The organism is [Ruminococcus] torques ATCC 27756 (assembly GCF_000153925.1).
GTDB classification, from domain to species: domain Bacteria; phylum Bacillota; class Clostridia; order Lachnospirales; family Lachnospiraceae; genus Mediterraneibacter; species Mediterraneibacter torques.
This window is the reverse complement of sequence record NZ_DS264358.1, coordinates 25,875-50,524: the sequence shown is the minus strand read 5'-3', so window position 1 is coordinate 50,524 and position 24,650 is coordinate 25,875. Positions and strand designations below refer to the sequence as shown.

The window sequence follows — 24,650 nt, the reverse complement described above, 5'->3', positions numbered from 1 at the left end:
ATGAAACGAAAAAGAGGAGGAATAGTCTCCCAGCTATTGATGATTTTACTTGTGGTCGTTATTATCTTTCCGTTATATTTTATGACAGCGAATTCGTTTAAAACGCATGAAGAATATGTCAATAATATGGCAGGCCTTCCGCAAACATTTACAGTACAAAACTTTGTGGAAGCTTTCCGGGGAAAACCGTTCGGACAATGGTTTATGAATAGTTTGATTCTTACAGTTGCAGCGGTTTTTATTACGGGAATCATTGCACTGCTGGCAGGATATGCCTTTGCAAAGATGAGGTTTAAAGGGAAAAAAGTGTTGTTCAACATGATCGTTCCGCTGATGTCTGTTCCTCCGGTTGTTATGATTATACCGCAGTTCCGGATTATTAAAATATTGGGTCTGGTAAATACACGTGTTTCTGTGATATTAATATATATAGGAATTATGTTGCCTATGACGATATATTTGATGAGAAATTTCATGAAAACAGTACCGGATTCTTTGTTAGAGGCAGCGGAGATTGACGGGTGCAGTAAGCGGAAGGCGTTGACAAAGATTATGATTCCGCTGAGCGTTCCGGCGCTTATTACTTCATCACTTGTAAATCTTGTATGGGTATGGAACGAGCTGTTGATTTCGCTTGTTTTTCTTCAGAAAGAAGAATTGCGAACCTTAATGGTAGGGATTACTTTATTTAAAGGACGTTTCACATTAAATATACCTGTTATTATGGCAGGGTTGGTTATTGCGACAGTGCCGATCGTGTTGATATATATATTTGCGCAGAAATATCTTGTTGAAGGTATGTTGGCAGGTTCGGTCAAAGAGTAAGAAATAAAGGGGGATATGCTTTGAAAATCTATAATCCGACAGATATAGGAGATCGAAATAAACTAATGATCTTACGGCTGATAAAAGTATATGATGGAATTTCCAGACAGGAAATTTCAAAAAGGATGCATTTAAGTGCACCGGCGGTAAGTAATAATGTAGCGGCCTTGATCGAAAACGGGATTGTATATGAAAACGGCTGTGACGATACGAGCTTGGGAAGAAAGCCGAGACAATTAAGTTATAAAGGAGACCTTTATTATGTGATTTCGGTTGAATTGATGCCTAAAAAAGTTCGTGCAGGTATTGCAGATCTGTACGGTGAAGTTCAGCAGTGGACAGAAAAGGAGATCATAGTAGAAAACGGAGTGGACGAGGTTCTCGGGCAGTTGGATTCTGCGATAGACGAGTTGCTTGAAAAGCGAAAAAAGGATGTAGATGTGATTGTGATCGCAGTAGGTGTTCCTGCGCTGACAGGCCAGAATGATTTAAACGATCTCTTTGGAACATATTTGCCGGAATGGAAAAATGTCGATTTGAAAGAGCATATTTTACAGAAATATAATGTAGAAGCGATTATTGTAAATGACGTTGAATTGGCGCTGATCGGAGAACGTGAAAGAGGCGTAGGAAAAAAACAGACGAATATTGTTTACATAAAATACGGAGAAGGCTTTGCGGCAAGGGCGATTGTGGACGGATATCTTCTAAAAGGAAATAATATGGCGGCGGGAGAATTAGGTTATTATCTAGAATCATTGGAAGAGATGACAGATGAGTTTGTATGTCCCGGACGATTTGAAAAAAAGGTGTGTCAAAATATTTTCTCAGAATGCGGTGAAAAAAACGGCTTGTCAGATCTTATTTTGCGAGCTGAACAAGGTGATGAGGCGGCAGATGCCATTGTGAAAAAAATTATAAGAAAAATCGCCGTTGTCATCGCCAATACCGTATTGATGTTAAACTCTGAGATGGTGATATTAGGCGGAGATTCAGAAATTTTTACAGAGGAAAATATTGTTGAGATCAAGAAAATATTAGAAAAAGTTTGTCCGTTTGTTCCTGAAGTCGTAACTTCAAAGTTAGGCGCAGATGCTCCGATCATAGGTGGGATAAAAGTTGCATTGGATTATGCGGAAGAGCAGATCATTATGCTCTGGAAATCATAGGAGAATGATATGGAGGCATATATGGACATATTACTGAAAGAAAGACTGGTATCTTATTATGAAAAACATATTTTAGAAGATGTGATGCCATTTTGGGATCGGAGGTGCATAGATAAAGAATACGGCGGATATATTACTTGTTTTGACAGAGAAGGAAAGATGACAGATGATAAGAAATATATTTGGTTTCAAGGGCGTCAGCTATATATATATTCACTGCTTTATAACAAAGTACGCAAAAAGAAGGAGTGGTTGGAAAATGCAAAGCATGGTTTTTCATTTCTTGTAAAATATGGGTATGCGGGCGATGGAAGATGGAATTATGTATTGGACAGAAAAGGGAATGTTTTGGAAGGTACAATCTCAATATTTTCTGATTTTCATGTTTTGCAGGGGGTGGCAGAATACCTTAAAATAGAAGAAGTAAGAACGCCGGAAAATATGGAACTTTTAAAAACTTGTTATGAAACGATGGAAAAAAATGTATTTGATCCATGGTTTAAAGAAATATATGAAAATACATGGAGCCCGGTTTTTATATGGCATGACATGTATCTGACATGTCTGTCTACAACGGAAACATGTGCGGAAGTATTGGGGACGGATGTTACAAAAAAACTTTTGAATGAATGTGTCGATAAGATTGCTAACTGGTTTGCAAATGATGAATATAACGTAGTGTTTGAAGCGGTTACAAGAGAAAATAAAATTGATATTGAGTCAGACAAAGGCCGCTTTATTAATCCGGGACATATGCATGAATCAGCATGGTTTCTTATGAAGGCAGGAGTATTGCTGGAAGACAAGCAGATTACTATGCGCGGTATACAGATTGCCCGTTGGGCAAATGCCGTCGGAAAAGATGAAGAGTATGGTGGAATTATTTCATATGCAGACGCATTGGGGGAAACACCTCGCCCGATCGACTGGTTTAAAGAAACGAACTCTTTATGGAATGAAAAAGTATGGTGGCCGAATGCAGAGGCGTTGACAGCTTATGCACAGGCGTATTGCTATACGAAAGACAGTTATTTTCTTCAAGAATTTTTAGATCAGCATAATTATTGTAAAGAAAAGTTTTTTGATTCACAATATAAAGAGTGGTTTGAACGACTGGAATATGACGGAACCGTAAAAAACAGTGCAAAAGGAACACCGTGGAAATGTGCGTTTCATCTTGTGAGAGCGCTTGTGTTTACATTAGAAGCATTTTCGGAAATGGAGGCGGTATAGTGTATTTTCTGGGGATTGACGGAGGGGGAACAAAAACTGATTTTTTACTGTTAGATGAAAACGGAAAAACGATTGCACAGCGCAAGATAGGAACTATTTCTTATAAGCACGTTGGAATGGATTATGTGACAGAATTACTGAGAGAAAATATAAATCAAATATTAGACGGGAATGATGCCTATATATGTCTTGCCTTTCCGAATTGGGGAGAATCAAGAGTAAATGATGAACGCTTTTTATGCCGGATTGACAAAATTACAGATAGGCCGATGAAAATTGTAAACGACAGCGCCGCGGGATGGGCAGGATCTTTGGGATTAGAAGAGGGGATCAATCTTGTGGCAGGAACAGGTTCGATCGCTTATGGACAAAATAAGTTTGGCACAGAAGCTCGTGCGGGCGGATGGGATGATGGTTTTTCTGATGAAGGCTCTTGTTATTGGTTGGGAAAGAAAGCGTTGGAGCTGTTTTCAAAAGAGAGTGACGGAAGGGTAAAAAAAGGAAAGTTACTCGAGATTTTCCGATACAATTTTAATTTAAAAAATGACTTTGACCTTATAGACATTTTTGATGAAGTGTATAAAAATAATCGTACAAAAACAGCTGAACTTCAAAAATTGCTTTTACAGGCAGCGATGCAAGGAGATGAAGAAGCAATACGTTTGTATGAGGCTGCGGCAGAAGAATTAGCGCTGATCATAGGCGCTGTTTATAGAAAACTGGAATTTTCGGGAGACACGATCGTATCTTATTCAGGTGGATTGTTTCATGCAGGAGATTTTATATTAAAGCCACTGGTGCGGAAGCTCGAGGAAAATGGAATTTGTCTTTGTCCTCCTAAATATTCGCCTGTACAGGGAGCGGCGCTTTTGGCGGCGAGAGAATATAGCAGAGACGGTGAATTTTTATCACGAATAAAAGCAGGCTTAGAATAAGAAAAAGAGAATATCCGCGGCAGATTGCGATTTTTTGCTGCGAGATATTCTCTTTTATTTTATATTATGTTTATAATTATTTTGCCGGATATTTTTATTTGGTGATAAAATCACAGACATAATTTCTATTATGTGTTATTATACTTATATAATGTGCAATGAAAATTATAAGAGAGTAAGATCGACACATAAAAACAAGAGAAAAACAGGAGGAACGATTTATGAGATTAAAAGATAAAGTAGCGATTATTACAGGAGGAAGCCGTGGAATCGGATTTGCGACAGCAGATGCATTTTTAAGAGAGGGTGCGAAAGTTGCTGTTGCGGCGAGCAGTGAAAAAAACGCGGAAGCGGCAGTCGAGAAGTTAAAAGCGATTCATCCGGATGCAGAAGTGGTAGGGATCAGTCCGAACCTCGGAAGTTTTGAAAGTGTGAAAGAAGAATTTGATAAAGTAGAGAAACAGTTCGGACGTATTGATATTTTGGTGAATAATGCGGGGGTTTCCGAGAGCACTCCGTTTACATCTTATACAGAAGCTGATTTTGATCGTGTGATCGATCTGAATGTAAAAGGTGTATTTAACGCAACACGCGCGGTAGTTGACGGAATGATTAAAAATCACAGCGGGGTTGTCCTGAATACGTCTTCAATGGTAAGTATTTCCGGTCAGCCGAGCGGATTTGCTTATCCGGCGTCTAAGTTTGCGGTAAACGGTACGACGATCTCTCTGGCAAGAGAGCTTGGGCCAAAAGGAATCCGTGTCAATGCAGTTGCTCCGGGAATTACGGAAACAGACATGATGAAAGCCGTTCCGAAAAACGTGATCGAGCCGATGATCGCACAGATTCCGCTTCGCAGACTCGGACAGCCGGAAGACATTGCAAATGCATTTGTATTTCTTGCATCTGATGAAGCGTCCTATATTACAGGCGTAGTTCTTAGTGTAGATGGAATGGCGCGCGCGTAAATATGGCGTTGCAATATTGTTTGCAAAATAATTTACCGGGAAGGGATTCCTTTTCATATATTTGAACATGTGCTAATATAATATCTCAGCGGAAGTTGTTCCGTTGAGATATTTTAAATTTCTGGGATGGTGAATATATGGCGCGTCAAAATGAGCGGAAAATGAAATTATATATGGAAGCGGGTCTGGCGGTACTTCTTGTTTTAACGATTGCACTGGCATCAGTATCAGGGCGGCTCTCTTCGCAGGCACATGAGAAGGACAAGAATAAGCAGGAAGCGGCTGTACAAGGAGAAGCGGAAGTTTACGAAAAAAACAAAGGAAATGATCAAGAGAAAAATGAAGTGAAAGACCAAAGGGAAAACAACGCTCAAAATACAGCGGGAAATGCTGAAGAATCACAGGAAACGATCGCTGACGGACAGTATCCGATTATGGGAAACAGCCGCGTAACAGTTGATGAGATGGTAGATTATTTTCAGACGGCAGGAAAACCTTATCCGAAAGAAGCTCTTTCCAAAGGTGGAGCAGAGTCTATAGAAGTGTTTTGCAGGATGTATTATGATGAAGCGGTGGCAGAAGGCGTTCGTCCGGAAGTTGCTTTTGTGCAGACGATGAAAGAAACGGGATTTTTGCAGTATGGCGGAGATGCTTCTGTCGAACAGTTTAATTTTGCGGGATTAGGTACAACAGGCGGGGGTGTGCCCGGGAACTCTTATCCTGATGTGCGGACCGGGATCAGGGCGCAGATTCAACATCTGAAAGCATATGCCACAGCAGACCCTTTGAATGGGAAGTGTGTAGATGATCGGTATGAGTATGTAAAAAAAGGAACGGCTCCATATGTGGAATGGCTGGGGCAGCAGGAAAATCCTGAAGGGCTTGGCTGGGCAACGGGAGATAACTACGGATATGATATCGTCCGAATGATCCACGATATGAAGAAATAGAAATATTGTTAGCTAAAATTGTGTAAAATACACAAAAAATTGAAGGGAAACACTGTTGTTTAGCACGAAAAATTCAGTGGTTTTGTCAAGGGCAATCTCATTGAAAAACAATATGGCGAATAGTATAATTTAAAATAAGGTGTAAAATGGAAAATCGTAGATGGTTTAATACGGTTTTTCTTTTTTGTAATGGCGATAAGCCAAAGTCTGAGTTCGCCGAGAACTTGGCGATCGCTTACAATCCCGGAATATGCCTTTTGGCACTTCGGGGGGATTGACATGAGCCTAAAAATAAACGGAGGGAAAAAGTATGAAAAAAAGAGGAAGGGCTTTAGCGCTTCTGCTTGCCGCGGTTTTAACGGTCAGTAGTGTGCCGGGAACAGTTATGGCGGCAGATGGCGTGAAGCCCCAAGACGGAACAACGAAAGAACAGCCATTCTGGAGTGGAACGGGAGGAAGTACAAGGTTTAGAATTCCGTGTCTTGTATCTCTTGATGACGGCACATTGGTAGCCGGCTGCGATGCCAGATGGAATACGAGTTTAGACGGTGGTGGACTGGATACGATCGTATCCCGTTCGACAGACAAAGGAAAGACATGGCACTATACGTTTGCTAATTACCTTGGTGATAACGGGAACACGCATAATAACAATTCTACAGCGTTTATCGATCCTGCCATGGCAACGGACGGAGAAAAGGTGTACATGATTGCAGACCTTTTTCCGGCAGGATATGCGCTGAATGGCGCGAGTCATGCACCGGTCGCAGGTAAAAGTCATGATGAGAACGGAAATATTCTTCTGGCAGACGCAAGGAAATGGCAGAATTGTTGGGTAAATGATCGTCAGAATGAAGCTAACTATACATATCATTTGGAAAAGAATGATAAGAAAGAATCTGATTCTGCATATGTGATTAAAGATGCGAATGACGCAATCGTAGAAGGTTATACAGTTGACGCTTATTTTAATATTAAAGGGAAAGATGTAGATGCGAATCTGTTTGAAGCTGATTCGCCGTTTCAGGTATGGCCGACAGATTATTTGTACCTGACAACATCGGAAGATGCAGGAGCAACGTGGTCTGTACCTACGATTGTCAATATGAGAAAAGATCATGAGCAGTCTCTTTTAGTAGGACCGGGACGAGGTATGGTTACTTCTAAAGGCAGGATCTTATTTACGGCATATGAATTTACAGGTTCAGATAAAAATAGCGTGGCTATTTATTCGGATGATGGCGGTAAGACGTGGGAAAGAGGAAAGTCTGTATCTGGATGGAGTTCAGAAGCAGTTGTAACTGAGGCAGATGGAAAATTGTATATGTTTACTCGCCATGGCGGATATTATACATCGGATGATTTTGGAGAAACATGGTCAACGCAAAAAAATATGGGGATTAGTTACTGGCTGAATTGTCAGTTGACAGCAATTACATATCCGAAGAAAATTGATGGTAAAACAGCAATCTTGTTTGCAACTCCATCGTCTTCATCGGGACGTGCGGCGGGAAAGATTTTCGTAGGCTTAGTGCAGGATGACGGAACACTTGACTGGAAATATAACTACAGCATTAACGGATCTGCATATTACGCATACTCTTGTCTGACAATTCTTCCTGACGGAACGATCGGTCTTCTTTATGAGAGTGACGGAACTGTGATTACGTATGAAGATTTTGATATTGAAGACGTTGCAAAAGGCGCAGCAATCGGAAATATCTGGTGCACAGACGAAAACGGTACTGTGGCAGATGTTACAATGACATCTGATATATCGAAAAAACTGACAGTAAACGGCTTAAAAGATGGCGCAAAAGTGGAAGTTTCTTCTGACAATGAAAACGCAGTAACAGCAGCATATGCTGACGGCGAAGTGACATTGACATCTAAAACAGTAACAGGAATGGAAAAAGCGACTGTAACAGTTGAGTCTGAAGGTGAAAAGACGACAGTCGATGTAATCGTAACAGATGAAAAAGATTATGAGATCGTAGATCTTCGTGTAGGAGATACGAAAACATATACAGACAAGACAGGAAATTACAGTGACAGCACATTAGACGGTCTTGATAAAAATATTGCAGATGTGACATTGGTAGGAGAGGATGCACAGGCAGTTGAGAAACAGGTAAAAGCACAGCTTGCAACTGCACAGGCGAATTTTAATGGAGAGAAAGTCTCCTTGGATAACTGCATGTTTACATTTGAGAGTGTGGCAAATAAAGAAAATACATATAAAATTTCCGCACAGGCTGGAGATAAGAAAGTATATGTGAACCATAAAAAAGCACCGTCACAGTGTGTAAGCACAGAGACAGAGACAGAAATTTTATTAGAGTCACATGAGGATGGAACGGTATCTTTAAAAGATATGACAGAAGGAACAGGCGGTGCATATCTTTATTTCTGGAAGGGCGATACTTCTAAGCTGCACTTTGACAGATACAGCAGTGATGTGGCACAGTGTCATATGGAATTATGGAAAGCGGCGCCAGGTGCAAAAAATGATCTGGGAATGCCGGGGTATGAGAAAGTGACAGATATTTCTCAACTTACAAGCGGTACGAAATATTTAATTACGGCAAAGGCGGATGATGGAACTTATTATGCGGTAAATCCATCTGCTGCAAGCAGTAATTTTAATCATGTTGCAAAAGTAGTTGAAGAAAATATCCCGATAAAAGAAGAGGCTTCGGTAGCGCTTGGAACTAATGCACAGTTTGATAATGGCGGTGAGAAGAAGATCAGTAAATGCCTGTTTACGTTTGATAAACAGGAGGGAACAGAAAACCAGTATAAGATCACAGCAGTAACAGAGGATGGGAAAAAGGTTTATCTCGGACCAAAATCATCATCAGGAGCTAACAGACCACTTGTCGAGACAGAGGCGGTTATTACGGTTGCTAAAAATGGAGAAGCATTTACGTTACAGCAGGCAGAAGACGCTTCAAACAGCAAATATTTGTATTTTTGGAAAGATGATGCAAGTAAATTCCATTTCGATAGAAATGGTTCTGTAGATAGTAAAGGCAAATGTGATTTTGAACTTTATCGAAAAGATGACAATGTAGTTGATAGTGAGATCCCAGGATATACAAAAATCAGTGAACTCTCAGAAATTGAGAACGGTGGTCAATACTTGATCGCTATGAAGGCAACTGTAGAAGGCAATAATTACTATTTGTTGAATCCGGCAACGGGAAATGAAAAATATAGCTATGTTGCGAAGGTAACAGGCAAAATGTATGAAGATGAGACAATCGGTGCTAAGACAGATATCACAATTACCGGAAAAGCAGAAGGCAAAACATCTGTGAAGATCGGTAACAAGACATACTTCATCTTCGTGAAAAATGATGTGGAAGAAGTAACAATCAAGATCGGCGAGACATATAACGTACCGGGCAAGATTTTAAATGAATCCGAAGTGACAAAAGACGGTATCGTAAGTTTGGAAAAACGTGAGAACATGCCGCCTTACAAAGCAATTTCAGAAATCACAGAAGGAACATATTTATTCGGAAATAATAGTCATATCATGCTGAATACGGTAAGTACAGCAGCAGGTTCTGAAAAAGGTCTTGGAATGAAAGCGGTCAACTTTAATAATGATGAGACTGCGAAAGACTTTATGTGGACGCTTACCAAATCAGGCGAAGGCTATACGATGAAAGATGCCGCGTCAGGCAAATACATTAATATTTCTGGAAATAATGTGGAACTGAAGGATGCAGAGCAGGTATTGACGATCAGAGCAAGAGCAAACGGAGGATTCTCTGTTTCGGCAAATAATTATTATCTGAACAACTGGGCAGGAAATAATAATAAAGTTGCAGCTTATCCGAGTGATGATAACGGATGGAGCTTCTACAAAGCATCTGCCGGAAACGTAGTAACAGGTGTGAAAGAAGGAACAGTAACTGTAGCGGCATCAGAAGGAATAAACTATAAGATCACGGTGGTAAAAGACGTTCCTGAAGTAAAAGAGTACACAGTAACGGCAACAGTAAATGATGAAGCGATGGGTACGGCAAAGCTTAGCCCGGAAGTTGATAAGTACAAAGAAGGAACAGAAGTAACGGCAACTGCGAAAGTAAAAGACGAAAGCAAATATGAGTTCGTAAACTGGACAGTAGGCGATGAAGAAGTTTCTAAGAAGGCAGAGTACAAGTTTACAGTTGACAAAGACATGGAGCTTAAAGCGAACTTCAAAGCAAAAGAAGAGCCGCAGCCGCCTGTAGAAAAGACATACACAGTAACGGCAACAGTAAACGATGAAGCGATGGGTACGGCAAAGCTTAGTCCGGAAGCTGATAAGTACAAAGAAGGAACAGAAGTAACGGCAACTGCGAAAGTAAAAGACGAAAGCAAGTATGAGTTCGTAAACTGGACAGTAGGCAATGAAGAAGTTTCTAAGAAAGCAGAGTACAAGTTTACAGTTGACAAAGACATGGAGCTTAAGGCGAACTTCAAAGCAAAAGATCCTGTAGAAGAAACATTTACAGTAAAAGTAAAAGCAAATGACGACAAGATGGGAACTGTAGCGGTCGATCCGGTGAAAGAAAACTATGCAAAAGGCGATACAGTAATCGTGATCGCAGAAGCAAAAGAAGGATATGAGTTTGTAAACTGGACATCGGAAGGTAAAGTATTCTCCGATTCTGCAGCGTACGAGTTTGCTGTAGAAAAGGATATGGAACTGACAGCGAACTTCAAAGCGAAAGAAGAGCCGAAACCGCCGGTAACAGAAGATACATTCAAGCTGAACGTAACTGTAAACGACGACAAGATGGGAACAGTAAAACTTGATCCTGCAAAAGAAAGCTATAAAGCAGGAGATGTCGTAACGGCAACTGCAACGGCAAAAGACGGATACAAGTTCGTGAACTGGACAGTAGACGGTAAGGAAGTTTCCGATAAAGCAGAGTATGCATTTAAAGTGGACAGAGATGTAACATTGAAAGCAAACTTTGAAAAAGTAGCGGCAGATCCGAAACCTGAAACTCCAAAACCGGAGGATCCGAAAGATGAGGATAAAGCAATTCAGACAGGAGACAACGGCGTATCACCGATCATTCCGCTTGCAGGATTAGCATTAGCGGCAGGAGCGGCAGTTACAGTTCTTCGGAAAAAAGAAGACTAATCGCCGGATATTCAAACTGATGAGAATAATTTGAAATCAGAATGAAAAAATAAAGATTTAAAACAGTGAGACGGCGCTGATCTATTTTACGGATCAGCGTCGTTTTTACATATTAGGCTTTAGCCTGTCTCAAATAAGTGCGTGGTGTGCAGTTATTTGAGACTAAAATCCACCTGCTATGCGGGCAATGTCATCAACTTAAGATATATCAAAAATATAAAATAAAAATGTCTAAAAGCACTTGATAAAATGCGAAAAAAATGTTGCCTTGCGTTGATTACTTTTTCAATGCGAGGTGATTTTATGAATACAAAACTTTTAACATCCATTTTACAATCTTCCAATGACCTTATTACATCAGAAGATTTCTTGACAAGGCATCGTATAGGTAATGCTTTTACACGTTCTGGAAAGCTTTCTTTTTCTAACTTGATTTATTTTGTGCTCCAGTCGGTTCATAAATCCATTCCTATAAACTATGCCCGATTTTTAGAAAATTTTCCATCTGATCTTCCAATATTTGTATCAAAACAGGCAATTTCAAAGGCAAGACAGGGTATTTCTCATAAAGCATTTCTTGAATTATTCCGTCTTTCTGTGAAACAATTCTATTTTCAACCAGTAAATTTACGCACTTGGAATGGTTTCCATATTTATGCCGTTGACGGAAGTACGATACAGATTCCGGAATCAAAAGAGAATTATGAAGTGTTTGGAGGTAACCCAAACAAGACAAAAATCATATCGCCTCTTGCTTCCGCATCCGTTCTTTATGATGTAATAAACGATATTCTGATTGACGTTTCTCTTCATCCCTATCGTTACAATGAACGGGAATCGGCTAAAGCTCATGTAGATTTTTTACCTAGGTTTCCAAACAGTATCATACTTTTTGACAGAGGATATCCTTCCGAAGACATGTTTCACTATCTAAACTCCAAAGGAATTCTGTTTCTTATGCGTGTGCCAAAGACGTTTAAGAAAGCTATATCGGAACAGGAAGATGCTTTGTTTACATATCCTGCTTCTTGTAATAAAGAATCCCTTACTTTAAGGAGCATTCACTTTTTATTGGAAGACGGCAGCACAGAATATCTAGTGACAAATCTGATGCCCGAGCAGATAGCTAAGGAGAACTTTCCAGATTTATACCAGTTTCGTTGGGGAGTTGAAAGCAAATATAGAGAACTTAAGAACAGGCTTGAAATAGAAGCCTTTAACAGCATTAAGCCTGCCAGTATCCAACAGGAGTTCTTTGCAGCAATGTATTTATCCAATCTAGTTGCGGTTATAAAGTCGGAATCAGATTCAAAAATCATTGTGTCTATCAATAATAGGCATGCTTACCAGGCTAACCGTAGTTATATATTAAACCGTATAAAAAACTGTATCGTACACCTTTTGCGGTCGCCCTTGTCCATATGTTACGAGATGATATGCCGGATAGTGGAAGAAGCTTCCAAAACATGTCCCATTATCCGCCCTGATAGAAAGTTTGGTAGATACCGAAAACATACACGTCGGAGATATTACAGCCATATGAAAAGCTGTATTTAAATAAAAACATAACCAAAAGGCTATCGGACTGTTAAAAAAATCAGCAGTCCTATTTGTGATGCGATTATTTGTAACAATAAATCCAATCACTTTATTAGCATACAGCTTTTTTTAACAAATACTCTTAAGTTAACGACATTGCCCGTTTTACGGGTGGGGGGGGGGGGCGACTGGCGCTCGGCACATACAGATGTCCGCTCGCAAAAACATGCAAGCATGTTTTGTGCTTCCCGAACACTGTATGGCAGGCTTGGTTGAGAGCAACAGTTCCGCCCGCGCCATTCGTAAAACCGCACTGCGTGCTTATTGTGGCTGCCGCCACTGTTTTACTCATAAAAAGGCGCTCAGCACATACAGATGTCCGCTCGCAAAAACATGCAAGCATGTTTTGTGCTTCCCGAACACTGTATGGCAGGCTTGGTTGAGAGCAACAGTTCCGCCCGCGCCATTCGTAAAACCGCACTGCGTGCTTATTGTGGCTGCCGCCACTGTTTTACTCATAAAAAGGCGCTCAGCACATACAGATGTCCGCTCGCAAAAACATGCAAGCATGTTTTGTGCTTCCCGAACACTATATGGCTGAACTGTTGCGTTAAAGTCTTAAGATTCTCTAAAAATCTTGACAAATACGGCGCTTATGTCTATAGTATGTGGTAGTTATTTTAAGGTAAAGGTATTGATGAAGAGGAGTACATTATTCCAACCGCCAGAGAGAACTGCCCGGAGAATTTAAGGAAGCTTTGCAGGAGATTGAGCAAAAGATGAAGAAGATCCGGCTGAAAGGCAGTTTCGGAAAAAGGATGATGGAAGGTAGCTTCTGAACCGGATGATTGAACGATTGAAGTAGGTTATCCCGGAGTAGTTCCCGTTATAGAATGTGAGAGATATATGTGTGACAGCATATATGAAATAAGGTGGTACCGCGGAGAATTCGCCCTTTACAGATGTAAAGGGCGTTTTTTGTATAGGCGACGAGCCAAAGTCCGGGCTTGCCCGAGACCTTGGCGACCGCTTACAATCCCGGAATGTGCCGTTTGGCACTTCCGGTGATTGTTGCCAAGCATGCGATAAAACAGTCCGGTGGACTGTTTTGAGTATCGGCGGCTGGTCAAAGTCGGGTTTGTCCGAAATTTTGGCGCGTGCAAAGTGCCAAGCCCCTCACTTATGAGGGGCGGAGAGTTGAAGTGGGCTTGCTCACTTTGTTCAATAAAATGAGGGAAAGCAAAGAAAGGAAAAAAGAATGAGCAAAGAACTGGCAAAGACATATGATCCGAAAGCGATCGAAGAAAAATTATATGAGAAGTGGTGTGAAAACAAATATTTTCACGCTGAGGTTGACAGGAGCAGAAAACCGTTTACAACGGTGATGCCGCCTCCGAACATTACCGGAAAACTTCATATGGGTCATGCGCTTGACAACACATTGCAGGATATCCTGATCCGTTATAAGAGAATGGAAGGCTACAATGCGTTATGGATTCCGGGAACGGACCATGCGGCTATCTCTACAGAAGTAAAAGTTACGAATCAGCTCAAAGAAGAAGGTATTGATAAGAAAGAACTTGGACGGGAAGGATTCCTTGAGCGTACATGGCAGTGGAAAGAAGAGTATGCCGGAACAATCGAGAATCAGCTTAAGAAGCTCGGTATTTCCTGCGACTGGGACAGAGAGCGTTTTACGATGGATGAGGGATGCTCGAAAGCGGTTGAAGAAGTATTTATCAAATTATATGAAAAAGGATATATTTACAAAGGATCAAGGATCATCAACTGGTGTCCGAAATGTAAGACATCTCTTTCAGATGCAGAGGTAGAGCATGAAGAGCAGGAAGGACATTTCTGGCATATCAAATATCCGATCGTAGGAACAGACCGTTTCCTTGAGATCGCGACAACGCGTCCGGAGACGCTTCTTGGAGATACGGCGATCGCGGTACATCCTGATGACGAGAGATATCAGGATATTATCGGCAAAAACGTGATCCTTCCGCTTGTAAACAGAGAGATCCCGATCGTGGCGGATTACTATGTAGACAAAGAGTTCGGAACAGGAGCGGTAAAGATCACTCCGGCACATGACCCGAATGACTTTGAAGTAGGAAAACGTCATGATCTGGAAGAGATCAATGTAATGAACGATGACGCTACGATCAATGAAAAGGGCGGAAAATACGCAGGTATGGAACGCTATGAGGCGAGAAAGGCAATCGTAAAAGATCTTGAAGAGCAGGGATATCTCGTGAAAGTTGTTCCGCATACACATGCAGTCGGAACACACGACCGATGCGGTACGACAGTTGAGCCGCTCATCAAACAGCAGTGGTTCGTGAAGATGGAAGAGCTTGCAAAACCGGCGATCGAGGCGCTCAAAAGCGGAGAATTAAAATTTGTGCCTGAACGTTTCGATAAGATTTATCTTCACTGGCTTGAAAATATCAAAGACTGGTGTATTTCCAGACAGATCTGGTGGGGACACAGAATTCCGGCATATTACTGTGACGAATGCGGAGAATTTGTCGTAGACAGACACGCTCCGGAGAAATGCCCGCATTGCGGATGCACGCATTTTACACAGGATGAAGATACGCTTGATACATGGTTTTCATCAGCGCTCTGGCCGTTCTCTACACTCGGCTGGCCTGATAAGACGGAAGATCTTGATTACTTCTATCCGACAGACGTGCTTGTGACAGGATACGACATCATTTTTTTCTGGGTGATCCGTATGGTATTCTCAGGATATGAGCATACAGGAAAATCTCCGTTCCACACAGTACTGATCCACGGACTTGTAAGAGATTCACAAGGCCGAAAGATGAGTAAGTCTTTAGGAAACGGAATCGATCCGCTGGAGATCATCGACAAGTACGGCGCGGACGCACTTCGTCTGACTCTTGTTACCGGAAATGCACCGGGAAATGACATGCGTTTCTATAATGAGAGAGTTGAGGCAAGCCGTAACTTTGCCAATAAAGTATGGAACGCATCCCGTTTCATTATGATGAATATGGATGAAAATATTATTGACGAACCGTCTCATGATCTGTTTACTCCGGCAGACAGATGGATCTTATCGGCTGCGAATACGCTTGCAAAAGACGTGACGGACAATATGGACAAATTTGAGCTTGGTATTGCGGTTCAGAAAGTATATGACTTTATATGGGATGAGTTCTGCGACTGGTATGTAGAGATGGCAAAATTCCGTATTTACCACAAAGAGGAAGCTCCGGAGGCCGCAAACTGCGCTCTCTGGGTATTGAAAACTGTGTTGGCTCAGGGATTGAAACTGCTTCACCCGTTTATGCCGTTTATAACAGAAGAGATTTACGGGGCGCTCGTTCCGGAGGAAGAGTCGCTTATGATGTCCGAGTGGCCGAAATACAAAGAAGAGTGGAATTTTGCGCAGGATGAGTTTGTCATGGAACGCGTGAAAGCGGTGACAAGAGGCATCCGAAACATCCGTGCGGAGATGGACGTTCCGAACAACCGTAAAACAAACGTATTCATCGTCAGCGAAAAAGAAGAACTGACAAAAGCGATTGAAGGATTTAAACAGTCGGTAATGCCGCTTATGTTGGCGTCCGACATCATCGTGCAGAGCACAAAAGAGGGAATAGAGGACAATGCGGTATCCATCGTAGTTCCTGATGCGGTCGTATATCTGCCGCTTGAGGATCTTGTGGATTTCGAGCAGGAAAAAGAGAGACTTACAAAGGAAGAAGAGAGACTGAACAAAGAGATCAAACGTGCGAAAGGAATGCTTGCAAACGAGAAGTTCGTAAGCAAAGCTCCGGAGGCAAAAGTTCAGGAAGAGAGGGACAAACTCGAGAAATACGAGCAGATGCTCGCACAAGTAAAGGAGAGAATGGTAGGTCTTGGCTAATATAAAAGGTTTTTTTACAAAAGTCAGAAATCTGAAAAAAGAAGATATTAAGGAACACTTTAAAAAGAGGAAAGAACGCAGGCAGATGATCTTGGAAAAACGGCGCAATGGAAAGTTCGCCAAGAAGATGCAGCCGGTTTATAAGTGGATGAACCGGCTGTCTGTTCCGCTTCAGTTTCTGCTTGCATGTATCATTAACTTTTTCATCGAAGTCATCTCAAGACTTTCGTTTGGAGAGGCGTGGGCGTATCTTACAAAAACGCCGCTTGTGTTTTTGTATAATTCATGCATGATATTCGTTACATTTACGATCGTTTATCTGGTGCGAAGGCGTGTGTTTACAAGAATATTGCTCAGCGTGTTCTGGCTGTTTTTGGGAATCTGCAACGGATATCTGCTGACGAAGCGTGTAACCCCCTTTAATGCACAAGATTTGAAAGTCCTTTCAGACGCATTGGAGTTGACGGGAAATTATTTTAACACGTTTGAGCTTATTATGATCATTATCGGTGTGACCGCTTTGATCGTATGGGTCGTTTCGATGTGGAAACGGGGCGGACAGTACACAGGAAAGATGCACCGCTGGATCGCGCTTGGCGGAGTTGTCGCTTCCTTTGTCGGCTGTATGGCGCTGACAAATCTGGCGATTGACAAACGTGTCATTTCTAATTACTTCGGAAACATTGCGTTTGCATATGAAGATTATGGATTTCCGTATTGCTTCTCGGCAAGTTTGTTTAATACAGGGATCAACGAGCCGACAGGATATGGCAAAGAGACGATGGAGAAGATCAACGAAGAAGAAAAACTGACGAAAAGTTCGACGGGAAGATCGGAAGAACAGCGTCCGAATATTATTTTCGTACAGCTTGAGTCGTTTTTCGATCCGACAGAGGTAGAGTGGCTTCGCTTCTCCGAAGATCCGATCCCGAATTTGAGAAAAATGTTCAGCGAATATTCAAGCGGATACTTTAAAGTGCCGTCAGTCGGCGCGGGAACGGCAAACACAGAATTTGAAGTTCTCACAGGAATGAGTATGCGTTTCTTCGGACCGGGAGAATACCCATATAAAACATATGCAAAGACTCGTACGTTAGAGAGCGCGGCGTCTGCCCTTAAAGGGCTTGGATACGGCGCCGAAGCTCTTCATAATAACGGAGGAAATTTCTACAGCCGCGCCCAGGTATTTAACAACATGGGATTTGATCATTACACAAGTAAGGAGTTTATGAATATACTCCAGACAACGCCGAAAGGATGGGCGACAGACGATATTCTCGTTCCGAATATTATGGAGTCTATGGATACGACCGAAGGGCAGGACTTTGTGTTTACAGTCAGCGTAGAAGGTCACGGAGAGTATCCGACAGAAAAAGTGTTGGAAGATCCGGAGATCGTTGTAAGCGGCGTGGAAGATGAAGGCGAAAGAAATGCATGGGAATATTATGTAAATCTTGTCCATGCAATGGATGAATTTGCCGGAGATCTCGTACGCGCCGTGGAGGAAAGAAACGAGCCGACTGTACTTGTGTTCTACGGCGATCATCTTCCGACGATGAATCTGGAAGCAAAAGACCTAAAGAGCAGATATCTGTACAATACAAATTATGTTATATGGGATAACATCGGGTTAGAGAAAAAGGACGGAAACGTAGCGGCATATCAGGTGATGGCAGATGTGTTTGAAAGACTGGATATCCATGCCGGAACAGTATTCAACTATCATCAGCAGCGCCGCCATACGAAAAATTATCTGGCAGACCTGGAACTGCTGCAGTACGATATCATGTACGGCGATCAGTACGTTTACGCAGAAGAAGGCTCTCCGATGAAAGAAGGCCATATGTATATGGGCGTAAAAGACGCCGTGATCTCACAGGTGACAGAACAATATAATAAAACATACAGTATTTACGGAGAGAATTTTACGAAACAAAGTAAAGTATTTATTAACGGGGAAAAGCAAAAGACGACGTTTTTAAATAACACCCGTCTGGATCTGAAAGAGTCAAAACTTTCCGACGGAGACACGATCATGGTAGCGCAGGTCGGATCGAGCAATACGACGTTTCGGACGACGAAGACGTATAAGTATAACGCCGGAACGCTGACCGAGATGCCGCCGGAAAAAGATGCGCCGGAAAACGGCAGACAGGCGTTTGTCGTTGAGAAGGAAGAAAAAGAAAAATGACATACAGTGAAGCAGTAGACTATATACTGGACATTCCCAAATTTACAAAAAAAAAATGATGCGGCACACACGAAAGCTTTTCTGAAAACGCTCGGAGATCCTCAGCGGAAAATGAGGATCATCCATGTGGCGGGAACAAACGGAAAAGGTTCTGTGTGCGCGTATCTGGACGGAATGCTCCGTTCGGAACAGAAACGAACGGGGCTTTTTACGTCTCCCCATCTTGTAAAGATCAACGAGAGGATCGTTATAGACGGACAGATGATTTCGGATGAAAGATTTCTCGAAGTATTTGAAGAAACGATGCAGGCAGTGGACAAGATGAAAGAAGCAGGGCTTTCTCATCCTACTTTTTTCGAGTTCCTTTTCGGTATGGCGGTGCTTGCATTTGCAGAAAGCGGCGTGGAATATGCCGTTCTTGAGACAGGACTGGGGGGAAGGCTTGACGCGACGAACGCCGTGGAATCTCCGGCGGCATCAGTGATCACTTCGATCGGTTTTGATCATGAACAGTATCTCGGAGATACGTTGGAGAAGATCGCATCTGAAAAAGCGGGCATTATCAAGCCTCATGTTCCCGTATATTATGCGCAGACGACGGGAGAAAGCGATTCGGTAATTGAAAAAGAAGCAAAAAAGCGCGGAAGTTTCTGTAAAAAAATAGGGAAAGATGCGTACGAAATTCTTGGAATCGAAGACAAACATATTGCATTTTCATGTTTGAATGATTATTATGGAACTACCACGTGGAAATTGAACAATATCGGTTTGTACCAGCCGCATAACGCATTGCTTGCGATGGAGGTGATGCGTGGTCTGTTCGGAGAAAACGGACATCCGCATTTATGGAAAGAGGCTCTTGAGGCGGTGAGATGGCGCGGAAGGATGGAAGAAGTTCTGCCCGGAGTATATGTGGATGGAGCACATAACATAAGCGCGGTCAAGGCGTTTGCAGAGACAGTGGAAAAGGCCGGGTTTGCAGATGCGGTTTTGTTTTCCGCGGTTCGGGATAAAGACTATGAAGAAATGATAAAATATCTCTGTGAGCATACAGAGGCGGCATGCTATATCGTGACGCAGATTGAAGACGCGAGGGGGACGCGGGCGGACGAACTGGGAGTAGTTTTTCGGAAGTACACCGACAAACCCGTCCGTGTGATCGGTTCGGTGAAGGATGCTTTTGAATATGCGGTGAGCAGCAGAAGAGGCGGCAATGTATACTGTCTTGGGTCGCTGTATCTGACCGGAATGATCGAGGGGTATCTCGGCAGCAGGGAAAACCAGATTCGGGGAGGTAGATAAAATGCTGGATTACGAAGAAGAATTAAAAAAATTCAAGCCAAGCCTTGAAGTGGATGATATTGAAAATGCGGTTTATCAGGAAGACTTGACGGATATGACCGATCTGTTAAAGCAGGTAATGGATCAGAAGAAGTAGAAAGATAATGGTGGGTATAAATGGAATATACGAAAAAGATCGTATATCAGTCAAACTACTGGTATAACGACGGTCTGAGAAAGGCGAAGATCCGCGATATGTCGGGAGCGATCATGTCTTTGCGGAAAAGTCTTCAGTTCAACAGGGAGAATATAGCCGCGAGAAATCTTCTCGGTCTCGTGTATTATGGGATCGGAGAAGTGCCGGAAGCTCTTGTGGAATGGATCATCAGCAAGAATTTAAAGTCCCGGGACAACATTGCGGATTATTACATTAAAAATGTTCAGTCGTCCGCCAAGGAGCTTGAGCAGATCGATCTTGCGATCAAGAAATACAATCAGTGTCTTACATATTGCAGACAAAACGGGGAGGATCTGGCGGCGATTCAGTTAAAACAGGTGATCGCGGCACATCCGACATTTTTAAAGGCGTATCAGCTTTTAACCTTGATCTATCTGCATACGGGGCAGTATTCTCAGGCGAGACAGACGATCAAGACGGCGAGAAAACTTGACACGACGAATGAGATCACTCTTTTGTATATGCATGAGCTGACAAAAAAGGGGAAAAAGAAAACAAAAGAAGAGAAAAAGAAAGAAGAAGCGGTTGAATACAGTTTTGGAAACGAGACGATCATACAGCCGAAGCATTCCAGATTCAGACAAGTTACGGCCCAGCTTGCGGTTGCCAATATCTTTATCGGAGCGGCGATCGGAGCGGCGATCATCTGGTTTCTTGTGGCGCCTGCCGTGAATCAGTCCAGATCTGAGCGGATGAACGATCAGATGAGAGAATACGCAGACGAGATCAAGTCGTTAGAAGCGCAGGTCAGCGCTCAGACGCGGACGCTTGACAATTACAGAGCTTCAGGCGAAGATGCGCAGGCGAATGCCGAGCTGGCACAAAAGACAGCGGAAGGCTATGAAAAACTGCTGAGTGTGGAAGGGCAGTTCCTTTCAAATGATTATGATGACGCCGCATTGGCAGATGCTCTTCTTGGGATTAGCAGAGACACGTTGAAACAGACAGGACAGGTCAAGTATGATGAGATAGCGGCTGCCGTTTATCCCGGAGCGTGTGAGGTGAAATTAGCAGAAGGAACACAGGCGCTGAATTCAGGTGATTATGCAGGGGCGATAGACCCCTTGTCTAAAGTTGTGCTCATGAACGAAGGATATAACGACGGGCAGGCGCTTTTGAATCTGGCGCAGGCTTATAAAGGAAGCGGAGATAACGAAAACGCGACAGTTTATTTCCAAAAAGTGATAGAAAAATACGCGGGTTCGGAATATGCCGCAGAAGCTCAGAGCGGACTTGATGAGATTACAAATGAAAATAATTAATACATTACGAAAGAAAAGGAGATGCCGGGAGGCATGTCCTTTTTTTGTATAGGCAACGAGCCAAAGTCCGGGCTTGCCCGAGACCTTGGCGACTGCTTACAATCCCGGAATGTGCCTTTTGGCACTTCCGGTGATTATATAGATTTTTGAATTTAAGATGCCGAAAAGGAGACGACGAAGCGATGGAATATCAGGTACAGGAAAATTGTCTGACGATTTATCTTCCGGCAGAAGTGGATCATCATAATGCGGAGGAGATGAAGCGTAAGGCAGATAAACTAATCGATCGAAATCACATTAAATACGTGATCTTTGATTTTGAAAATACAGATTTTATGGATAGTTCCGGTATCGGAGTTATTATGGGGCGATATAAAACGATTTCTCTGATCGGAGGAGAAGTGTGGGCGGTGCATACAAATGCACGCATCCGTAAAATACTGACTTTGTCAGGGGTGACAAAAATAATGCAGATCTATGAGGAGGAAGAAGAATGACACCTGCAAATGAAATGGAATTAAAGTTTGACAGCAGGTCGGCGAACGAAGGCTTTGCCCGCGTGGCGGTAGCGGCGTTTATGACGCAGTTGAATCCGACGGTAGAGGAGGTTGCAGATGTGAAAACCGCCGTGTCGGAAGCTGTGACAAACGTCATTATCCACGGATATGAAAAAGAAGTACGCAAAGTATATATCAAATGTATGATTGAAGAAAACATATTTACAGTGGAAGTGTGCGATCAGGGAAAAGGAATTGAGAATATCGAGGAGGCAATGTGTCCGATGTATACAACCAGACCGGATCAGGATCGGTCAGGTATGGGATTTGCGTTTATGGAGGCGTTTATGGACAGCGTGGAAGTAGAGTCTGAACTCGGGAAAGGAACGCGGGTGCGGATGAAAAAGGCAGTCGGAAAAGGCAGAGATATATGGACGACACAATCGCTTTGATCAGAAAGTCACACAGTGGGGATAAGGCGGCAAGAGAACAGCTTGTAAAAGAAAATGTCGGACTGGTGCACTGTGTCGTGAAACGTTTTCTTGAAAGGGGCGCGGAACGCGAAGACTTGTTCCAGATAGGGAGCATCGGCTTGCTTAAGGCGATCGATAAGTTTGATCTGACATATAATGTAAAGTTTTCTACTTATGCAGTTCCGCTTATTTCCGGGGAAATCAAGCGTTTTCTGCGGGATGACGGAATGATAAAAGTGAGTCGTTCGCTAAAAGAGATCGCTTATAAAAGCGTACAGGCAAGAGAACGTCTCATCAGTTCGCTGGGGCGCGATCCGACAATAGAAGAGTTATCAGAAGAAGTCGGAGTGGAAAGAGAAGAACTTGTACAGGCGATGGAGGCGGGATGCGAGATTGAATCCATTTACCGGCCGGTTCATCAAAAAGAAGGAAGCGAGATACGGCTTCTTGATAAATTAGAAGAAAAAGAGAAAAGAGAAGACAAGATCTTGGATCTGATCGTTCTCAAAGAACTTCTCGAGACACTGGATGAAGAAGAAAAACAGTTGATTTTTCTTCGGTATTTTGCTGATCGGACACAGAGCGACGTAGGAAAGATCATGGGAATTTCTCAGGTACAGGTGTCGAGATCCGAGAAACGGATCATTGAAAAATTAAGAAAAAAGGAGGAAGATAAAAGAATCGTATAAAATCCGGCAAAGGCAGCATACTACAGTAAAAAGAAGTGGATTTACTGAAAAATGCAGTGAAAAGGAGTCGGATCATATGATGGAAGATGGAAACGGACGAAAAAAAGTATGGATTTGTCTGTCGATTGTCGTGCTTGCGGCGGTTGTAATCGGAGCAGTGTATTACATGAATATGCCGAAGGAACACTCGGAAGAAGGATTTTTAATCCGGAGAGAAAGCGAGGACTGTGCGGATGGCATCAGGGAAAACGCTCTATATTAAAGGTGATAGAGATGTGGAGGTGACTAAGCCGGATGTAACACTTGCAGATCTGCTTTCTATGGAGTGCTCCGATCAGTCGCTTCTTCCGAAGCTTAAAACAATGAAAATATTGAAGTTTAAGAAAACGGGCAATCAAAGATGTGTGATTTCGGTGCTGAAAATAATCGCATGTATCCACGGCCAATATCCGGATATGGAAGTGCAGAATCTGGGAGAAACAGATATGATCGTAACATACGAAGATCAGAAAACACCGTCTTATGCATGGCATCTTACAAAAACTGCCTTTGTGACGGCTGTGACATTTTGCGGGGCGGCATTTTCGATCATGGCGTTTAATAACGATGTAGATGTAACGCAACTGTTTGATCAGATTTATCATCTTGTCACCGGAAATAAGCCGGGCGGCATAACGATTTTGGAAATCGCATATTCTGCCGGGCTTATGATCGGTATTTTGATCTTTTTCAATCATTTCGGGAAACGCCGTTTTACAGTAGACCCTACGCCGATGGAAGTGCAGATGCGGGTGTATGAAAACGATATTCAGACAACGCTTATTGAAAATGCGGCAAGAAAAGAAAAAGAGATCGATGTCGGAAAAGGAGGCGGTATTCATGGGACAGGCGGCTGAGGTGATCGTGGAACAGCTTGTGCTGGCTCTTGTCGGATTGAGTGCAGGGGCGGCTGTGGCAGGCGGCTTATTTTCTTTTATCGTGGAACTCGGAGTGATCGCTGATTTTGCCGATCGGACACACACGGGAGACAAATTGCTTTTCTATGAAACATGTGTGGCGCTTGGCGGAATAATCGGAAATATCGTTTTTCTTTTTTACTCTTTTGCGCCGAATGCGGTATCGTTTGCTTCTGCGTCTTTTGCGTCCGGGGCGGTACAAGTTCTGTTTGGGATTTTTGCCGGGATTTTTGTCGGATGCTGGTCGATGGCGCTTGCGGAGATATTAAATGTTTTTCCGATCTTTATGCGCCGCGCGCGAATCGTCAGATACGCGTCTGTTTTTGTGATCGGCGCAGCCATAGGAAAAGGATTGGGAGCAGGATTGTTTTTCTTAAAAGGCTGGTAGAAGATG

General features: G+C 42.7%; 18 protein-coding genes, 1 pseudogene and 1 other annotated feature. All 19 genes and pseudogenes read left to right on the top strand.

All coding sequences use genetic code 11. The features are described from left to right. The 19 genes and pseudogenes from RUMTOR_RS07680 (at window position 1) to RUMTOR_RS07590 (ending at window position 24,644) form a co-directional block, all read left to right on the top strand. Window positions 1-825 carry a carbohydrate ABC transporter permease gene (locus RUMTOR_RS07680; RefSeq protein ID WP_004846763.1) on the top strand — a complete coding sequence of 275 codons (825 nt, stop codon included), beginning with the start codon at window positions 1-3 and terminating at the stop codon, window positions 823-825. 20 nt (window positions 826-845) lie between these two features. Continuing rightward, window positions 846-1,994 (top strand): ROK family transcriptional regulator, encoded by a 1,149-nt coding sequence (locus RUMTOR_RS07675; RefSeq protein ID WP_009320100.1) that lies wholly within the window; start codon window positions 846-848, stop codon window positions 1,992-1,994. Between the two features lie 9 nt (window positions 1,995-2,003). Next, window positions 2,004-3,227 (top strand): AGE family epimerase/isomerase, encoded by a 1,224-nt coding sequence (locus tag RUMTOR_RS07670; RefSeq protein ID WP_004846760.1) that lies wholly within the window; start codon window positions 2,004-2,006, stop codon window positions 3,225-3,227. Continuing rightward, the gene (locus RUMTOR_RS07665; protein ID WP_009243599.1) at window positions 3,227-4,162 is read left to right on the top strand and encodes an N-acetylglucosamine kinase; all 936 of its coding nucleotides are present in this window, start codon (window positions 3,227-3,229) and stop codon (window positions 4,160-4,162) included. Before RUMTOR_RS07670 ends, RUMTOR_RS07665 begins: the two co-directional genes overlap by 1 nt. A gap of 221 nt (window positions 4,163-4,383) precedes the next feature. After that, window positions 4,384-5,130 (top strand): SDR family NAD(P)-dependent oxidoreductase, encoded by a 747-nt coding sequence (locus RUMTOR_RS07660; protein WP_004846756.1) that lies wholly within the window; start codon window positions 4,384-4,386, stop codon window positions 5,128-5,130. 137 nt (window positions 5,131-5,267) lie between these two features. Then, entirely contained in the window at window positions 5,268-6,080 is an 813-nt protein-coding gene (locus RUMTOR_RS07655; RefSeq protein WP_004846754.1) for a glucosaminidase domain-containing protein, read from the top strand. Between the two features lie 310 nt (window positions 6,081-6,390). Beyond that, window positions 6,391-11,226: an InlB B-repeat-containing protein gene (locus RUMTOR_RS07650; protein ID WP_004846752.1), complete on the top strand. Its 4,836-nt coding sequence runs from the start codon at window positions 6,391-6,393 to the stop codon at window positions 11,224-11,226. Between the two features lie 303 nt (window positions 11,227-11,529). Next, the gene (locus tag RUMTOR_RS07645) at window positions 11,530-12,783 is read left to right on the top strand and encodes an IS4 family transposase (protein WP_009242193.1); all 1,254 of its coding nucleotides are present in this window, start codon (window positions 11,530-11,532) and stop codon (window positions 12,781-12,783) included. A gap of 667 nt (window positions 12,784-13,450) precedes the next feature. Next, window positions 13,451-13,725, top strand: a binding site (T-box leader). A gap of 298 nt (window positions 13,726-14,023) precedes the next feature. Next, on the top strand, window positions 14,024-16,669 hold the full coding sequence (locus tag RUMTOR_RS07635; protein WP_004846750.1) for a valine--tRNA ligase: 2,646 nt from the start codon (window positions 14,024-14,026) through the stop codon (window positions 16,667-16,669). Next, window positions 16,662-18,860, top strand: a complete 2,199-nt coding sequence (locus tag RUMTOR_RS07630) for an LTA synthase family protein (protein WP_009243591.1) — start codon at window positions 16,662-16,664, stop codon at window positions 18,858-18,860. The genes RUMTOR_RS07635 and RUMTOR_RS07630 overlap by 8 nt, the downstream gene beginning before the upstream one ends. Then, window positions 18,857-20,162 (top strand): annotated as a pseudogene (locus RUMTOR_RS07625) (bifunctional folylpolyglutamate synthase/dihydrofolate synthase). Before RUMTOR_RS07630 ends, RUMTOR_RS07625 begins: the two are co-directional and overlap by 4 nt. A gap of 1 nt (window position 20,163) precedes the next feature. Further along, window positions 20,164-20,298: a hypothetical protein gene (locus RUMTOR_RS13640; RefSeq protein ID WP_004846746.1), complete on the top strand. Its 135-nt coding sequence runs from the start codon at window positions 20,164-20,166 to the stop codon at window positions 20,296-20,298. Window positions 20,299-20,318: 20 nt separating this feature from the next. Continuing rightward, a complete protein-coding gene (locus RUMTOR_RS07620; RefSeq protein WP_004846744.1) occupies window positions 20,319-21,641 on the top strand; it encodes a tetratricopeptide repeat protein in 1,323 nt (440 codons plus the stop codon). Window positions 21,642-21,823: 182 nt separating this feature from the next. After that, window positions 21,824-22,138 carry an anti-sigma F factor antagonist gene (gene spoIIAA / locus RUMTOR_RS07615; RefSeq protein WP_004846741.1) on the top strand — a complete coding sequence of 105 codons (315 nt, stop codon included), beginning with the start codon at window positions 21,824-21,826 and terminating at the stop codon, window positions 22,136-22,138. Then, window positions 22,135-22,590 (top strand): anti-sigma F factor, encoded by a 456-nt coding sequence (gene spoIIAB / locus RUMTOR_RS07610; protein ID WP_004846740.1) that lies wholly within the window; start codon window positions 22,135-22,137, stop codon window positions 22,588-22,590. The genes spoIIAA and spoIIAB overlap by 4 nt, the downstream gene beginning before the upstream one ends. Continuing rightward, entirely contained in the window at window positions 22,569-23,300 is a 732-nt protein-coding gene (sigF, locus tag RUMTOR_RS07605; protein WP_004846739.1) for an RNA polymerase sporulation sigma factor SigF, read from the top strand. The genes spoIIAB and sigF overlap by 22 nt, the downstream gene beginning before the upstream one ends. Window positions 23,301-23,376: 76 nt before the next feature. Then, window positions 23,377-23,562, top strand: a complete 186-nt coding sequence (locus tag RUMTOR_RS07600; protein WP_004846736.1) for a hypothetical protein — start codon at window positions 23,377-23,379, stop codon at window positions 23,560-23,562. Continuing rightward, on the top strand, window positions 23,534-24,196 hold the full coding sequence (locus tag RUMTOR_RS07595; RefSeq protein WP_004846731.1) for a stage V sporulation protein AA: 663 nt from the start codon (window positions 23,534-23,536) through the stop codon (window positions 24,194-24,196). Before RUMTOR_RS07600 ends, RUMTOR_RS07595 begins: the two co-directional genes overlap by 29 nt. Beyond that, window positions 24,180-24,644 carry a stage V sporulation protein AB gene (locus RUMTOR_RS07590; protein ID WP_004846726.1) on the top strand — a complete coding sequence of 155 codons (465 nt, stop codon included), beginning with the start codon at window positions 24,180-24,182 and terminating at the stop codon, window positions 24,642-24,644. The genes RUMTOR_RS07595 and RUMTOR_RS07590 overlap by 17 nt, the downstream gene beginning before the upstream one ends. Window positions 24,645-24,650: the final 6 nt, after the last annotated feature.